Origin of the sequence: Anaeromyxobacter oryzae (assembly GCF_023169945.1) — a bacterium.
GTDB classification, from domain to species: Bacteria; Myxococcota; Myxococcia; order Myxococcales; family Anaeromyxobacteraceae; genus Anaeromyxobacter; species Anaeromyxobacter oryzae.
The window spans coordinates 356,786-371,627 of sequence record NZ_AP025591.1 but is presented as its reverse complement, the minus strand read 5'-3'; the positions used below and the strand labels follow the sequence as shown (position 1 = coordinate 371,627).

10 protein-coding genes are annotated in these 14,842 nt (G+C 72.8%); 4 read left to right on the top strand and 6 right to left on the bottom strand.

Going from position 1 to position 14,842, the window contains the following annotated elements:
* Positions 1-236: 236 nt before the first annotated feature.
* The 3 genes from senA to AMOR_RS01535 are packed head-to-tail and all read left to right on the top strand — an operon-like array spanning position 237 to position 4,092.
* The gene (gene senA / locus AMOR_RS01545; RefSeq protein WP_248357740.1) at positions 237-1,514 is read left to right on the top strand and encodes a selenoneine synthase SenA; all 1,278 of its coding nucleotides are present in this window, start codon (positions 237-239) and stop codon (positions 1,512-1,514) included.
* On the top strand, positions 1,502-2,461 hold the full coding sequence (gene senB / locus AMOR_RS01540) for a selenoneine biosynthesis selenosugar synthase SenB (protein WP_248357738.1): 960 nt from the start codon (positions 1,502-1,504) through the stop codon (positions 2,459-2,461). Before senA ends, senB begins: the two co-directional genes overlap by 13 nt.
* A complete protein-coding gene (locus tag AMOR_RS01535; RefSeq protein WP_248357736.1) occupies positions 2,458-4,092 on the top strand; it encodes an alpha-amylase family glycosyl hydrolase in 1,635 nt (544 codons plus the stop codon). The genes senB and AMOR_RS01535 overlap by 4 nt, the downstream gene beginning before the upstream one ends.
* 441 nt (positions 4,093-4,533) lie before the next feature.
* Here AMOR_RS01535 and AMOR_RS01530 read toward each other — a convergent pair whose 3' ends face one another.
* Genes AMOR_RS01530 through AMOR_RS01505 form a run of 6 tightly spaced genes read right to left on the bottom strand, consistent with a single transcriptional unit; the run spans position 4,534 to position 11,003 of the window.
* The gene (locus AMOR_RS01530) at positions 4,534-5,337 is read right to left on the bottom strand and encodes an ABC transporter permease (RefSeq protein ID WP_248357734.1); all 804 of its coding nucleotides are present in this window, start codon (positions 5,335-5,337) and stop codon (positions 4,534-4,536) included.
* Between the two features lie 7 nt (positions 5,338-5,344).
* The gene (locus AMOR_RS01525; protein ID WP_248357732.1) at positions 5,345-6,109 is read right to left on the bottom strand and encodes an ABC transporter ATP-binding protein; all 765 of its coding nucleotides are present in this window, start codon (positions 6,107-6,109) and stop codon (positions 5,345-5,347) included.
* A gap of 48 nt (positions 6,110-6,157) precedes the next feature.
* Positions 6,158-6,874: an ABC transporter ATP-binding protein gene (locus AMOR_RS01520; protein ID WP_248357730.1), complete on the bottom strand. Its 717-nt coding sequence runs from the start codon at positions 6,872-6,874 to the stop codon at positions 6,158-6,160.
* Between the two features lie 10 nt (positions 6,875-6,884).
* Positions 6,885-8,852 (bottom strand): branched-chain amino acid ABC transporter ATP-binding protein/permease, encoded by a 1,968-nt coding sequence (locus AMOR_RS01515; RefSeq protein WP_248357728.1) that lies wholly within the window; start codon positions 8,850-8,852, stop codon positions 6,885-6,887.
* Positions 8,853-8,864: 12 nt separating this feature from the next.
* Positions 8,865-9,743, bottom strand: coding sequence for a branched-chain amino acid ABC transporter permease (locus tag AMOR_RS01510; RefSeq protein ID WP_248357726.1), 879 nt, complete (start codon positions 9,741-9,743; stop codon positions 8,865-8,867).
* Between the two features lie 36 nt (positions 9,744-9,779).
* Positions 9,780-11,003: an ABC transporter substrate-binding protein gene (locus AMOR_RS01505; protein ID WP_248357724.1), complete on the bottom strand. Its 1,224-nt coding sequence runs from the start codon at positions 11,001-11,003 to the stop codon at positions 9,780-9,782.
* A 735-nt stretch (positions 11,004-11,738) separates the two neighbouring features.
* Here AMOR_RS01505 and AMOR_RS01500 point away from each other — a divergent pair.
* Complete coding sequence (locus AMOR_RS01500) at positions 11,739-14,798, top strand: choice-of-anchor D domain-containing protein (RefSeq protein WP_248357722.1); 3,060 nt, start codon at positions 11,739-11,741, stop codon at positions 14,796-14,798.
* The last annotated feature ends 44 nt before the right edge of the window (positions 14,799-14,842 follow it).

Here is a 14,842-nt window from a genome sequence, read left to right as displayed (position 1 = left end):
CGTCCCGAGGGACGTGGCCGGGCGAGCGCGCGCCGACAGGCGGAGGATGGGACCGCCGCGCGGTCGCGTCCGGTCCCACGCGGGGCCGGCTCTCGCGGTCCGCACCCGCCCCGGCGTGATTCCCGCCGCGGGGGCGTCGCGGGCGTGACGCGAAAGGGGCCGCTGCCGGCGCGGCGCGGCGCGGCGCGGCGCGTCGGGGTTGCCGCAGGCAGCTGCCCGCTCTAATCGGGACAGGGATGGACGATGCGGTCGGAGCCTGGATCCGGGATGCCCGCGCACGGACGCTGGCGCTGGGCCGCGCCCTCGCGCCAGGCGCGCTGCTCGGCCCGCGCCTCGCCATCGTCAATCCGCCGCTCTGGGAGCTGGGCCACGTCGCGTGGTTCCAGGAGCGCTGGATCCTCCGTCGTGCCGGGCTCCCGCCGCTCCGCGCCGACGGCGACGCGCTCTACGACTCCATCGCCATCCCGCACGACCGCCGGTGGGAGCTGCCGCTGCCGTCGCTGGCGAGCACGCTCGAGTACCTCGCCGCGGTCGAGGCCGCGGCGCTCGCGCGCCTCGCCGCGGCGAGCGACCCGGCGGACGCCTGGTTCGCGTGCCTGACGGTCTTCCACGAGGACATGCACCTCGAGGCGATGGCGTTCACGCGACAGACGCTCGGCGATCGCGCGCCGCCGCTGCCGGGCACCGCGCCCGCGCCCGAGGGCGGCGGCCCGTGCCCCGGCGACGTGGCGGTGCCGGGAGGCACGTTCCTCCTCGGCGCGTCGCCGGACGAGCCGTTCGTCTTCGACAACGAGAAGTGGGCGCATCCGGTCGCGCTCGCGCCCTTCCGGATCGCGCGGGCGCCGGTGACGCAGGCGGACTTCGGTGCCTTCGTGGACGACGGTGGCTACGCGCGGCGGGCGCTCTGGAGCGACGCGGGCTGGCGCTGGCGTGAGGCGGCGGGCGTGGACCGGCCGGCGTACTGGGAGCGCGCCGGCGATCGGTGGGCACGCCGGGAGTTCGATCGCGTCGTGCCGCTCGCCCCGCACCGGCCGATGGTGCACGTGAACTGGTGGGAGGCGGAGGCGTGGTGCCGCTGGGCGGGACGCCGGCTCCCGACGGAGGCGGAGTGGGAGGCCGCCGCGGCGGGCGAGCCCGGTCCGGACGGCCGCCTCGCGGCGCACAAGCGGCGCTTCCCCTGGGGCGACGCGCCGCCCACGCCGGAGCGCGCGCACCTCGACGCGCGGGTGCTCCACCCCGTCGACGTGGGCGCGCTCGCCGCGGGAGACAGCGCCTTCGGGTGCCGCCAGCTCGTCGGGAACGTCTGGGAGTGGACGGCGAGCGACTTCCTGCCGTATCCCGGGTTCGTGCCGGATCCGTACCGCGAGTACTCCCAGCCGTGGTTCGGCACCCACCGGGTGCTCCGCGGAGGCAGCTTCGCCACGCCGGCGCGGCTGCTGCGGAACACGTGGCGGAACTTCTACACGCCGGATCGGCGGGACATGTGGGTGGGGTTCAGGACGTGCGCCGTCTGAGCATCGCCATCGCGACGCCCGCCGGCCGCGGCTCGCACAAGGGCAACCGGGTCACCGCCGTCCGCTGGGCGGGCCACCTCCGCGCGCTCGGGCACCACGTCGTCGTGGCGGAGGGCTGGGACGGCCGGCCCTGCGACGTCCTCGTCGCCCTGCACGCGACCAAGACGCACGAGGCCGCGGTCCGGTGGCGCGCGCGGCGCGGCTCCGCCCCTCTGGTCGTCGCGCTCGCCGGGACCGACCTGTACGAGGACCTTCCCGACTCGCCCGAGGCCCGCGGCTCCCTCGAGCTCGCGACGCGAGTGACGGTCCTCCAGAGGCTCGGGCTCGCGCGGCTGCCGGCGGAGGTGCGCGCGAAGACCCGCGTGATCGTCCAGTCCGCGCACCCCGTCTCGCCGCGCCCGCCGCCGGAAGGCGTGCTGCAGGCGTGCCTGCTCGCGCACCTGCGCGAGGTGAAGGGGCCGTTCCTCGCCGCGGAGGCGGTCCGGTGTCTCCCCGCGCGCTCGCGCTGGCGAGTGGTCCACCTCGGCGCCGCGCTCGATCGCGACGCGGCGGAGCGGGCGCGCGCGGAGATGGCGGGGACGCCGCGGTACGTCTGGCGCGGCGATCGCCCGCGCCGCGAGGCGCTCGGCGTCCTCGCGGGGAGCGACGTCCTCCTCGTCACCTCCCGCCTCGAGGGCGGCTCGAACGCGGTGTCCGAGGCGATCGCCGCCGGCGTGCCGGTGCTCTCGACCCGGGTGGACGGATCGGTGGGCGTGCTCGGGCCGGAGTACCCCGGCTTCTTCCCCCCGGGCGACGCGGCCGCGCTCGCGGCGCTGCTCGTGCGCGTCGAGGACGAGCCGGAATTCCTCGCGGCGCTTCGCCGGGCCACGGCCGCCCTCCGGCCGCTCGTCGATCCCGCGCGCGAGCGGGAGGCGTGGCGCGCGCTCCTCGCGGAGCTCGCGCCGTGAGCGCCGCGGGCCCGCCGGCGCCGCCCTGGTGGCAGACGGGCGTCGTGTACCAGGTGTACCCGCGCAGCTTCCAGGACACGAACGGCGACGGCATCGGGGACCTGCCCGGCATCACCGCGCGCCTCGACCACCTCGTCCGCCTCGGCGTCGACGCGGTCTGGATCTCGCCGTTCTACCCGTCGCCGATGAAGGACTTCGGCTACGACGTGTCGGACTACACCGACGTCGACCCGATGTTCGGCACGCTCGCCGACTTCGACCGGCTGCTCGCGGCGGCGCACGCCCGCGGGCTCCGCGTGATCGTGGACTGGGTTCCGAACCACACGAGCGACCAGCACCCGTGGTTCCAGGAGTCGCGCCGGAGCCGGGACGACCCGCGGCGCGGCTGGTACGTGTGGCGCGACGCGCGGACGGACGGGTCGCCGCCGAACAACTGGCTCTCGAGCTTCGGCGGCCCGGCCTGGACCTGGGACGCGCGCACGCGGCAGTACTACCTGCACTCGTTCCTCCCGGAGCAGCCGGACCTCGACTGGCGGAACCCGACGGTGCGCCACACGATGCTCGGGACGCTCGAGTTCTGGCTCGATCGCGGCGTGGACGGCTTCCGCATCGACTGCGCGCACGCGGTCATGAAGGACCCAGCGCTCCGCGACAACCCCCCGGCCTTGCCTCACAAGCTCGCCTTCCACAAGGACATGGGCGAGTACGGGAAGCAGCTCCACGTCCACGATCGGTCGCATCCGGACACGCACGGCGTGTACCGCGACGTGCGGCGGCTCCTCGACGCGTACTCCGAGGAGCGTCCCCGCGTGTCGATCGGGGAGATCCACCTGTTCGACCTCCGCGAGTGGGTCTCGTACTACGGCGCCGAGCTGGACGAGCTGCACATGCCGTTCAACTTCACGCTGCTCGCGATCCCGTGGACGGCCGTCGCCGTGCGACGGACGGTGGAGGCGATGGAGGCGGCGCTGCCACCGGGCGCGTGGCCGAACTGGGTCCTCGGCAACCACGACGAGGACCGCGTCGCGTCGCGCATCGGCGCGGAGGCGGCGCGCGCGGCGATGGCGCTGCTCCTCACGCTCCGCGGCACGCCGACCTTGTACTACGGCGACGAGCTCGGCATGGAGAACGTCGAGATCCCGCCGGAGCGGGCGCAGGACCCGTGGGGCAGGAACGTGCCCGGGCTCGGGCTCGGGCGCGATCCCGAGCGGACGCCGATGCAGTGGGACCGGGGCCCGAACGCCGGGTTCACCGCGCCCGGCGTGGAGCCCTGGCTGCCGCTCGCGCCCGACGCGCCAGTCCGGAACGTGGAGGTGGAGGCCGGGGACGAGGAGAGCGTGCTCTCCCTCACGCGCCGGCTGCTCGCGGTGCGGCGGGCGCGCCCGGCGCTGAACCGCGGCGCGTACCGGGCCGTGGGCGCGCCGGAGGGCGTGCTCGCGTTCGAGCGGATCGCCGGGGGCGATGGGGTGCTCGTGCTGATCTCGTTCGTGGACCGGGCGGTCCGGGTGCCGGTGCGGGAGGGGGTGGGGCCGGTGCTGGTGTCGACGCGCCCGGAGCCGGCGGGGCGGGAGGATGGCGCGTACGAGCTGCAGGCGTGGGAGGCGGTCGTGCTGGACGCGGCGTCGACGTGACCGTGCCCGTTCACGTTCCTGTTCCCGGATCGCTCCGTGCCCGTGACCCGCGTTCCGTGGCCCCTGGCCCGGTCTCGAGACGCCCTGCTGTGCGCGGGGGGAGAGGGGGAACTTCTCGGTGCTCGCGTTCCGGACCGTTTGGCGCGATCGCTTGGTCACCCCGTTCGCAGCCAACGCCGCCGCCAGCAGCAACAGCCGCAGCAGCAGCAGCCGCAACGTCACAAGCGACGCCGCACGTCGAACGTGAACGTCGAACGTGAACGTCGAACGTGAACGTCGAACGTCGAACGTCGAACGTGAACGTGAACGTCGAACGTGAACGTGAACGTCGAACGTCGAACGTCGAACGTCGAACGTCGAACGTCGAACGTCGAACGTCGGGGTCGCAGTCGCACTCGAACGTCCCGTTCGCCGTTCACCGTTCGCGCTACGCGTTCTCGCTCACGTCACCGACTCCGCGCTGTACCGCGCCAGCAGCCCCGTCCGCACCGCGTACCGGAACACCCGCACGAAGAGCCACGAGGCCAGCAGCACCTCCGTGACGGCGAGCGCGACCGCCCACGCCATGTCGCCGAGCGGGACCGGCTTGCCCGCCAGCATCGCGCGCAGGGCCTCGAAGACGTAGGACGGCGGCAGCGCGCGCGACACGACCTGCATCCAGGCCGGCAGCGTCGCGAGCGGGTAGAAGACGCCCGCGAACGGCGAGAGGACCGCCGGGATCGGCCAGATGAGCCACTCGGCCGCCGGGCCGAGCCGCAGCACGATGGCGGTCCCCACGATCCCGAGCGCGATCCCGAACAGGAAGAGGACGAGCAGGAACGGCACGAGGGCGAGCCCCCAGCCGAGCAGCGGGAGCCCGAACGCCGTCCACGCCAGCGTGATCATCACCGCGAGCGCCACCGTGCTCGTCAGCACGCTCGACGCCACGAGCCCGCCGACGTACTCGGCGATGGAGAGCGGGGCGGAGAACACGTTCAGGAAGTTCCGCGCCCAGACGTCCTCGAAGAACGCCATCGTCACGCCCTGCATGACCCGGCCGAAGAAGTCCCAGAGGAGCACGGCGCCGAGGAGCACCGGCACGAGGTCGAACCCGGGAGACGTGACCGTGTCGAGCCACCGCGTGATGAAGCCCCAGAGCACCACGTCGATCGCCACCCAGGCGAACAGCGGGATGACTCGGGCGGGGCTGCCGCGGAGCAGGTAGAGCTGCCGGAGGACGAGCGCGGCGGTGCGGGACGGGCGCATCGAGGGCTCAAGCCCGCTCGAGCGCGAGCGGCTCCCGCGCCACGGCGATGAACAGGTCCTCGAGCGTCGCACGCCCGTGCTCGCGCGGCAGCGTGCGCGGGTCCCCCTCGAGGAGGATCCGCCCGCGGGACAGGAACAGCACCCGGTCGCACACCTCCTGGACCTCGAGCATGTTGTGCGAGGTCCACAGCACGCCGCCCGAGCCCCGCGCCGCGAACGCGCGGATCCGCGCGCGGACGTCCTGCGCCGTCGCGGGGTCGAGCGACGCGGTCGGCTCGTCGAGCAGCAGGAGCCGCGGATCGTTCAGCATCGCCTTCGCGAGCGACACGCGCGTCTGCTCGCCGGACGAAAGCACGCCGCACTTCGTGTCGCGGAAGCGCACGAGGTCGAGCTCCCGGAGCAGCGCCTCGATCCGTCCCGCGAGGTCGCGCACGCCGTACATGAGGCCGAAGACGCGGAGGTTCTGCGCGACCGAGAGGTTCCCCGGCAGCGGCGCGTACACCGCCGCGAAGTTCGTCCGCTCGAGCGCGGCGCAGCGGCGCGTCGCGACGTCCACGCCCTCGACGCGGATCGTCCCGGACGTCGGCGCGAGGACGCCCAGGATCATGTTGATCGTCGTGGTCTTCCCGGCGCCGTTCGGCCCGAGCAGCCCCACGATCTCGCCGCGGCCGACCTGGAAGGAGACTCCGTCCACGACGGCGGCGCCGCCGAACGTCTTCCGCAGCGCGTGGGCGACGAGCACGGGCGTCGTGTCGGCGGGCGGGGTCGGCATCCAGCGAAACCTGCGGCGGCGCGCCGGCCGGGGCCAGCGCGCGGCGCTTCACCCGAGGTACGCCGCGAGCACCCGTGGATCTCGCGCCAGCTCGGCGGGCGTGCCCTCGATGGCGATCCGCCCGCGCTCCATGACGTAGGCGTGGTCCGCGACCTCGAGGGCGGCCTTCGCGAACTGCTCGACGAGGAGCATCGTCATGCCCTCCTCCTTCAGCCGGCGGATCGTCCGGAAGACCTCCTGCACGATCACCGGCGCGAGCCCCATCGACGGCTCGTCGAGGAGCATCACCTTGGGACGGGCCATGAGCGCGCGGCCGATGGCGAGCATCTGCTGCTCGCCGCCCGAGAGCGTCCCGGCCGCCTGGCGGCGCCGCTCCCGGAGGCGCGGGAACAGGTCGTAGACGCGGTCGAGGTCGGGAGCGGCGCGGGAACGGAACCCGAGGAAGCGGGGCAGCCGCCGGTACGCGCCGAGGAGCAGGTTGTCCTCCACCGAGAGCGGGCCGAAGACCTTCCGCCCCTCCGGCGAGTGGGCGAGGCCGAGGCGCGCGATGCGCGAGGCGTCGAGGCCCTGGACCGGCTTGCCGTCGAGCAGCACCCGGCCGCGCGCCGGGCGGAGGAGCCCGGACGCGACGCGCATCGTGGTCGTCTTCCCGGCGCCGTTCGCGCCGATGAGCGCCACCACGGTGCCGGGCTTCACCTCGAGCGAGGTGCCGTGCAGCACCGCGCTGAGCCCGTATCCGGCGTGGAGATCCTCGAGGACGAGCATCCGTGCTCCTCTAGCCCGGCACCGGCGCGCCCGCCGCCGGCTTCGGCGGGTGCCCCGCCTCGACGTCGCCCAGGTACGCCTCGATCACCCTCGGATGGCGCTTCACCTCGTCCGGGGTGCCCTCAGCGATGAGCTTCCCGCCGTCGAGCGCCGTCACCACGTCGCAGAGCTGCATCACCACGTCCATGTGGTGCTCGATGAGGACGATGCTGACGCCGCGCCGGTGGACGCGGCGGATGATCTCGATCTGCCGCACGACGTCCGGCTGCGCGAGCCCGGCCGCGGGCTCGTCGAGGATGAGGACCTCGGGCTTGCGAGCGAGCGCGCGGGCGATCTCCAGGAACCGCTGCGCGCCGTAGGTGAGATCCTTCGCCGGCGTGCGGGCCTGGTCCGCGAGGCCCACGAAGTCGAGCAGCGCGAGCGCGTCCGCCTGCGCGCGCCGGTCCTCCGCGCGGCCGAGGCCGAGGAGCACGAGCGGGAGCGGGCTCCGGTACACGCCCTTCAGCGCCACCATCACGTTCTCGAGCGCGGTGAGGCCGGTGAAGAGCTGCAGGTTCTGGAACGTCCGCGCGACGCCCGCGCGCGCCGTCTTGAAGAGGCTCCCGGACGGGAGCGGCGCGCCGTGGAGGAGGACGGCGCCCGCGCTCGGCGTGTACAGGCCGGAGACCACGTTCACGAGCGTGCTCTTCCCGGAGCCGTTCGGCCCGATGAGGCCGTGGATCGAGCCCGCGCGCACCGAGATCGTCACGCCGTCGACGGCCTTCACGCCGCCGAAGTGACGCTTCAGGTCCCTGAGCTCGAGGAGCGCCGCGCCGTCCACCGGGCGCGCCGGCAGGACGTCGTCGATCGGCGCCGCGGCGGGGAGGGGCGGCGGCGCGATCCGGAAGAGGCGGGCGAGGAACCGGGTCAGGAACCCCATGAGCCCCTCGGGCAGCCCGACCACGACCGAGAAGAGGATCAGGGCGAAGATCGCCTTGCGCCAGTCCTCCGTGTTCTCGACGATGCGGCCGCCCACGACGAGCGTCCCGGTGGCCACCATCGGCGCGATGGCCTGGAACGGTCCCATCGTGCGGCGCAGCAGCCCGCGGCCGCCCGCGACGAGCGCCACGAGCAGGCCTGCGCCGGAGAAGACCTCGAAGAGGAGCCGGTTCGAGAGCAGGTTCGGCAGCAGCGCGACGACGGTCGCGCCGACGACGGCGCCCCACAGGCTCTTCCGCCCGCCGAGCACGACGCCGAGGAGCAGGATGACCGTGAGCTCGTACACGAAGCTCTGCGGCTGCAGGTACTGGAAGTTGAACGCGTAGAGCGCGCCGGCGAGGCCCCCGAGCCCGGAGCCGAACGCGAAGGCGGCGACCTTGTGCCGGTAGGTGCCGACGCCCATCGCGTCCGTCGCGATCGGGCTGTCGCGGAGCGCCTCGAAGGCGCGCCCCCACTGCGACGAGAGCAGGTTCCGCATGGCCATCCAGACGAGCGCCAGGAGCGCCATGCAGAGCCAGTAGAAGTCGCGCGCGTCGAGCGCGTGCCCGAGGAGCGCGGGACGGACGAGGGAGAGCCCCTGGGCGCCGCCGGTGAGCCCCTCGAGCTCGTTCAGCGCGGTGGTGGTGAGCGCGGTGAAGCTCAGCGTCGCGAGGGCGAACTGCGGCCCCTCGAGGCGGAGGGCCGGGAGCGCGAGCAGCGCCCCGAACACGAAGCACACCGACGGCGCCACGAACAGCGCGCCGATGATCCCGATCCCGAGCTTCGTGAGCCCGATCCCGGCGGCGTAGGCCCCGAGGCCGAGGAACGCGGCCTGCGCGAGGTTCACCTGGCCGAGGTAGCCGACGGTGACGTCGAGGCCGATGAGGAGGATGCCGTAGATGGCGAGCAGGGTGAGGAGGCCGAGCGCGTAGGCGTTGTGCACGCCGAGGGGGAGGGCGAGGAGCAGCGCGAACAGGGCCAGCTCCGCGCCGCGCACCAGGAAGAGCCGTCGAAGATCCATCGGCGCCGGCTCCTAGACCTTGCGGATCGCGGCCTTGCCGAACACGCCCGTCGGGCGGACGGCGAGGGCGAGGATGAGGAGGACGAGGCCGGGCGCCTCGCGCCAGCCGCTGCCGATGGTGAAGCTCGCGAGGCTCTCGAGCGCGCCGAGGAACATGCCGACGATCACCACGCCGAACCCGGACTCGAGCCCGGCCACGACCGCGACCGAGAACGCCTTGAGGACGAGCGCGGAGGCCATCGTCGGCCCGACCGTCGTGATGGGCGCGACGAGGATCCCGGCGAGCGCCGCGACCGTGCCCGAGAGCGCGTACGACAGCATGATCGTCCGCCGCGCGGAGATGCCCATGAGCTCCCCTGCGTCGCGGTCGGCCGAGACCGCCTCGAACGCCTTCCCGAGGAGCGTCTCGCGCTTGAAGAGCTCGATGAGGACCATCACCGCGAGGACGCCGACGGCCACCGAGAGCTCGAGCGCGGTCACGTCGACGCCGAGCACGTGGATCGGATCCGTCGGGATCGGCGTCGGGAACGGTCGGTCGTCGCGCCCCCAGACGTTCTCCGCGAACGAGAAGAACAGCAGGCCGAGGATGATGGTGAGGAGGATCCAGCCCTCGCTCCGCTGCTCGAGCGCGAGCCGCACCCCGGCCCGCTCGACCACGAGCCCGAGGGCGGCCCCGAAGAGGAGCCCGAGCGGGACGACGAGCCAGTAAGGGAGCCCGTGGTCGATGAGCGTCAGGCTGAAGAACGCCGACACCATCACGAGCTCGCCCTGGCCGAAGTTGATGCTCTTGCTGGTCGCGTAGGTGAGCTGGAAGCCGTAGGCGATGAGGGCGTAGACGAGGCCCATCAGCGCGCCGCTGACGGCCATCTGCGCGTAGATCGAGAAGGGCACGATGGGCGCTCGTCTACCCCGGCCTGCCTGACTCGGCTACTTCTTGCCGCCCTTCGCGAGCCGGGCCTTGTCGGTCTCGTTCGCGAAGACCACGCGGCCGTCCTTCACCATGCCCATCACCACCTGCTCGCGCCGGAACGCCTCGTGCGTGTCGACGTTCGACGGGTCCCACTTCGAGTACGGGTGGCTCCAGGTCGCGATGACGCCGCTCACCGGCTCCTTCAGGTCCTCGAGCGCGTCGCGGATCTTGAGGCTCTCGGTGGAGCCCGCCTGCTTCACCGCAGCGGCGAAGAGGTACACCGCGTCGTAGCCCTGGGCCGCCGAGACCGGCGACGCGATGCGCTGCACGCCGTAGGCCTTGTGGTAGGCCTCGATGAACGCCTGCGCCTTCGGCGTGATCGGCTCCTCGATGAACGTCTGCGGCATGAGGGTGCCGTTGCCGTTCTTCCCGGCGTTGTCGACGTAGTTGGACATCGACAGCGTCCAGCCGCCGATGAGCGGCACCTTCATCCCGATCTTCGCCATGCCGTTCGAGACGGCCGCGAGCTCGGGGCCGATGCCCCAGATGAGGATCGCCTGCGCGCCGCCCGCCTTCGCGCGGAGGAGCTGGGCGGTCATGTCCTTGTCGCCGATGTTGAACTTCTCCGTGGCGACGACCTGGAGCTTGTCGCCCTGCTTCTTGATCTGGTTCAGCAGATCGTCGCGCCCGGACACGCCGTAGTTCGTCGAGTCGTGCAGCAGCGCGACCTTCGTGAACTTCCGGTTGGTCGCGTCCTCCACCACCATCGCGGCCTGGATCCCGTCGTGCGCCGCGAAGCGGAAGATGGAGAGCTGCTTCGGACCGTCCGGCTTCGCCCACTGCGTCATCGACGCGGAGCCCGCCGCCGGCGTGATGATCTTCGTGATCCCCTTCTCCTGCAGGAACTTGTCGCCGGCGAGGACGACGCCGGTGTTCACGGACCCGATGACGCCGGAGAGGTCCGGCATCGAGGCGAGCTCCTGGCCGATGAGCGCGCCGCGCTCGTTCTTCGCCTCGTCGTCGCGCTCGATGATGTCGATCTTCAGCTTCCGCCCGCCGACGGGGATCCCGCCGGCGGCGTTGATCTCGGAGATGGCGAGCTTGGCGCCGTCCCGCATCGAAGCGCCCATCGGCGCCGAGCCGCCGGTGAACGGACCGGTGATCGCGATCTTGATGGTGTCCGCGGCGAGGGCCGGGACGGCGAGGGCGCACAGCAGCAGCGTTCCGAAGAGCCTCTTCATGAGTTCCCCTGGGTGGGATGATCGACCATGCGTGAACGCAAGAAACGCCTTCAAGAGTACGCAAAATAAGCGCTTTGCCCTGGCAGGTGGTACGTTTGTTCGCAGTACCCCGCTGGGGTGCGTGCGGCGCGACCCGGGTAACGTCGTGTCGGTCCAGGCGGCTACTTCCGCGCGGGCTCGGCGTGCTCCGCTCTTCGCCGTGCTCGGCGAGCGAAGACTCGACGCGATGAATGACCTCCCTCGCGCGACGGGACTCGTGATGGCCTTCGCTCCTGAACGGGGGCCGCCGGACCACGAGAGGTGCCCATTTGAGCGTGCCCCGATCGGGACACGCTCTCAGTGGCCGATTCCCGAGTCGCACGCCTGAGGAGGTCTCGGCCCGGGTTCGCCAGGACCCCGATATCGCTCGGGCGTTCGCCTCCTTGCTCCCCCAATGGGGGCTACTCCCGACTGCGACGCAGCGTGAAATCAGGCCTGTGGTCGTGGCGGCCACCTCGTCGTACATCGGCGCATAACCACAGGATTTGTGTGCAGTTCGAGGGTTCCCACGGATGCTTGCCCGTGGTAACCGATCGCTCGGAACGTCCCTTGAGCATGTGACGCATGGTCGTGGGTCGTTCCCGCGTTCAGCGGCGGGCTACCGCACCGGGGCTCCCCCGGTGTGACCCGGTGACGCAGCGCTTCCGGTCACCGAGACGCCGCCGAGCGTGCAACCAGCCACCCAGGAGGAGAGACGTGGGCGCGATCATCAGAGCCGTACCGACGACCCTCATCTTCATCGCCCTGCTGCTGTGGGCCCCGCACGCGGACGCCAGCTCGAGCTACTTCACGAGCCAGTGCGCTCCCTGTCACGACGCCGCCGCCGTGGGCTCCACCGCCACGACGTGCAACGGATGCCACTCGCACGGCACCCACCCCGACTCGTCCAAGTCGTCCATCAACCTCACCGGCACGACCAACGCGACCTCGTACGCGCCGGGCGCGACCGTGAGCGTCACCATCAACGGCGGGTACCGCACCGGCTGGGTCCGCGCGTACCTGTACGACCAGACCGGGAAGCAGCTCGCGATCAGCACCGGCCCGAACGGCATGGGCGGCGGCGCGAGCTTCCCGATCACCCTCACCGGGCCGGCGCCGACCACGCCGGGCACGTACACGTGGAAGGTCGCCTGGTACGGCAACAAGTACGACGCCAGCGGCGCCGCGTTCGGCGCGAGCTGGACGCCCGATCCGAACAACCCGAACCACGGCCAGGAGATCGTCTCCACGAACTCCTTCACCGTGACGGCGCCGTCCGCGCCGACGGTCGCCCTGAACCCGGGGACGCTGAACTTCGGCAACGTGAACGTCGGCGCGACCGGCTCGCTCACCACCCAGCTCCAGAACACCGGCACCGCCGCGCTCACCGTGAGCGCCATCGGCCGCTGCGCGAGCCCGGCGACCAGCACCGAGTTCGCCTGGTCCTCCGCCGCCCTGCCGATCACGGTCAACCCGGGCTCCGGGACGACCCTCACCGTCACGTACACGCCCACCGCGGCGGGCGGCGACACGGGCTGCATCGCGCTCACGACCAACGCCTCGAACGGCCCGACCACCAACCTCGCCGTGAACGGCACGGGCGTCGTCCCCGCGGCGCCGAAGATCGCCGTCTCGCCCACCGCGCTCGCCTTCGGCAACGTGACGTCCGGCGCGACGAGCGCGAAGACGTTCACGATCTCGAACACGGGCTCGGCCACGCTCACCGGCTCGGTCGCCCGCGCCTCCGGCACCAGCGCGGAGTACACGTTCACCCCGGCCACGTTCAGCGTCGCGGCGGGCGGTAGCCAGACCGTCACCGTGACCTACGCGCCGGTCGACACGACCGCCGACGCCGGGTCGCTCACCGTGACCAGCAACGACACGACCAGCCCGTCCGTCGCCGTGTCGCTCTCCGGCACCGGCGTGGCCGCCCCCGCGCCGTCCATCGCGCTGTCCCCGAGCACGCTCGCGCTCGGGACCGTCACCGTCGGCAGCTCGGCGTCCCTCACCACGCAGGTGAAGAACGCCGGCACCGCGCCGCTCAACGTCACCGCCGCCAACCTCTGCACCGGCACGAGCGCCGAGTTCGCATGGTCGCCCGCGGCCCCGTTCACCGTCGCCGCCGGCGGCAGCACCACCGTGACCGTCAGCTACAAGCCGACCGCGGCGGGCACCGACTCGGGCTGCATCGCGTTCACGAGCAACGACACGGCGAACCCGCAGGTGAGCCTCTCCGTCTCCGGCACCGGCCAGGCCGCGGCGGCGCCCAAGATCGCGGTCGCGCCCACCTCCCTCGCGTTCGGGAACGTCACCGTCGGCTCGCCGAGCTCCAAGACGTTCACCATCTCGAACTCGGGCACGGCGTCCCTCACCGGCACGGTCGCGGCCGCGGCCGGCACGAGCGCCGAGTACGCCTTCTCGCCGGCGACGATCAACGTCGCGGCGGGCGGCAGCCAGGTGGTGACGGTCACCTACACGCCGACCGGCACCGGCACCGACTCGGGCGCGCTCGCGGTCGCGAGCAACGACACGACGAGCCCGACGGTCTCCGTCTCGCTCTCCGGCGCGGGCGTCACCGCCCCCGCTCCCGCCATCACGCTCGCCCCGAACGCGCTGGCGTTCGGCTCGGTGATCGTCGGCCAGCAGGCGTCGCTCACCGCGCAGATCCGGAACGGCGGCACCGCCGCCCTGAGCGTCACCGGCATCGCCGCGTGCGCCGGCACCAGCGCCGAGTTCGGCTGGTCTCACTCCGCGCCCCTCAGCGTCGCGGCGGGCCAGAGCGCGACCATCACCGTGACGTACCGGCCCACCGCGGTCGGCACGGACTCGGGCTGCCTCGCGATCTCCAGCAACGACGCGGCGAGCCCCACGGTCAACCTCGGCCTGAGCGGCTCGGGCGCGGTCCAGACGGCCCCCGCCATCGCGCTCGACCCGGCCGCGCTCGACTTCGGCACCGTCACGGTCGGCGGCTCGGCCTCGAAGACGGCGGTGGTGAAGAACACCGGCACCGCCACCCTGAACGTCACGGGCATCGCGCCCTGCTCCGGCACGTCCTCGGCGTTCAGCTGGACGCCCGCGGCGCCGCTCGCGGTCGCGCCGGGCCAGGGCGTCACGGTGACGGTGACCTACAAGCCGTCCACCGCCAACACCGACTCCGGCTGCGTCGCCTTCTCGAGCAATGACGCGGCGAACCCGCAGGTCAGCCTGTCGGTCACCGGTACGGGCACGCAGCCGCCGGTCCCGAGCGTCGACGCCGACCTCGACATCGACGAGCTGAAGGTGCCGGGACGCGTCGACGCCCGCGCCGGGGCCTCCATCACGCCGCGGATCGAGCTGGAGAACCGGAGCCCGGTCGAGGGCACCGGCACCGCGACGCTCGTCGGCACCCTCGCCGGCGTGGAGGTCTACCGCCAGACGATCCCGGTCACCGTGCCGGCGCTCGGCGAGGGGAACTTCGCGTTCCCCGCCTACGACGTGTCCGCGGGCTCCCGCGGCACGATCAGCTGGACGGCGACGGTCGTCGATCAGGATCCGGACGTCGATAGCGCCACGGGCGCCACCGTCCTGGCCCCCGGCGGCGGGCGGAACGGCTGGAACGACCGCGGCACCTCGGGCGGCACGTCCACGACGCAGGACGCGGTCACCGCGGGCGCCGCGAGCGGCACCGCCGGCGGCTGCAACAGCGGCGGGACCTCGGGCCTCCTCGGCTTCGTGGTCGCAACGATGCTCCTCGCGCTGCGGCGCCGGCTCGGCCTCGCAGCGGTGAGGTCCAGGTAGGAGTGGGCGCAGGGGAGGGCCTCCGGGCCTTCTCCGGCGCAGGC

What these genes read in the sequence shown, in the direction of transcription:
- senA (WP_248357740.1), top strand. Translation starts at nt 237, where the DNA reads ATGGACGATGCGGTCGGAGCCTGGATCCGGGATGCCCGCGCACGGACG.
- AMOR_RS01530 (WP_248357734.1), bottom strand. Translation starts at nt 5,337, where the DNA reads ATGCGCCCGTCCCGCACCGCCGCGCTCGTCCTCCGGCAGCTCTACCTG.
- AMOR_RS01525 (WP_248357732.1), bottom strand. Translation starts at nt 6,109, where the DNA reads ATGCCGACCCCGCCCGCCGACACGACGCCCGTGCTCGTCGCCCACGCG.
- AMOR_RS01520 (WP_248357730.1), bottom strand. Translation starts at nt 6,874, where the DNA reads ATGCTCGTCCTCGAGGATCTCCACGCCGGATACGGGCTCAGCGCGGTG.
- AMOR_RS01515 (WP_248357728.1), bottom strand. Translation starts at nt 8,852, where the DNA reads ATGGATCTTCGACGGCTCTTCCTGGTGCGCGGCGCGGAGCTGGCCCTG.
- AMOR_RS01505 (WP_248357724.1), bottom strand. Translation starts at nt 11,003, where the DNA reads ATGAAGAGGCTCTTCGGAACGCTGCTGCTGTGCGCCCTCGCCGTCCCG.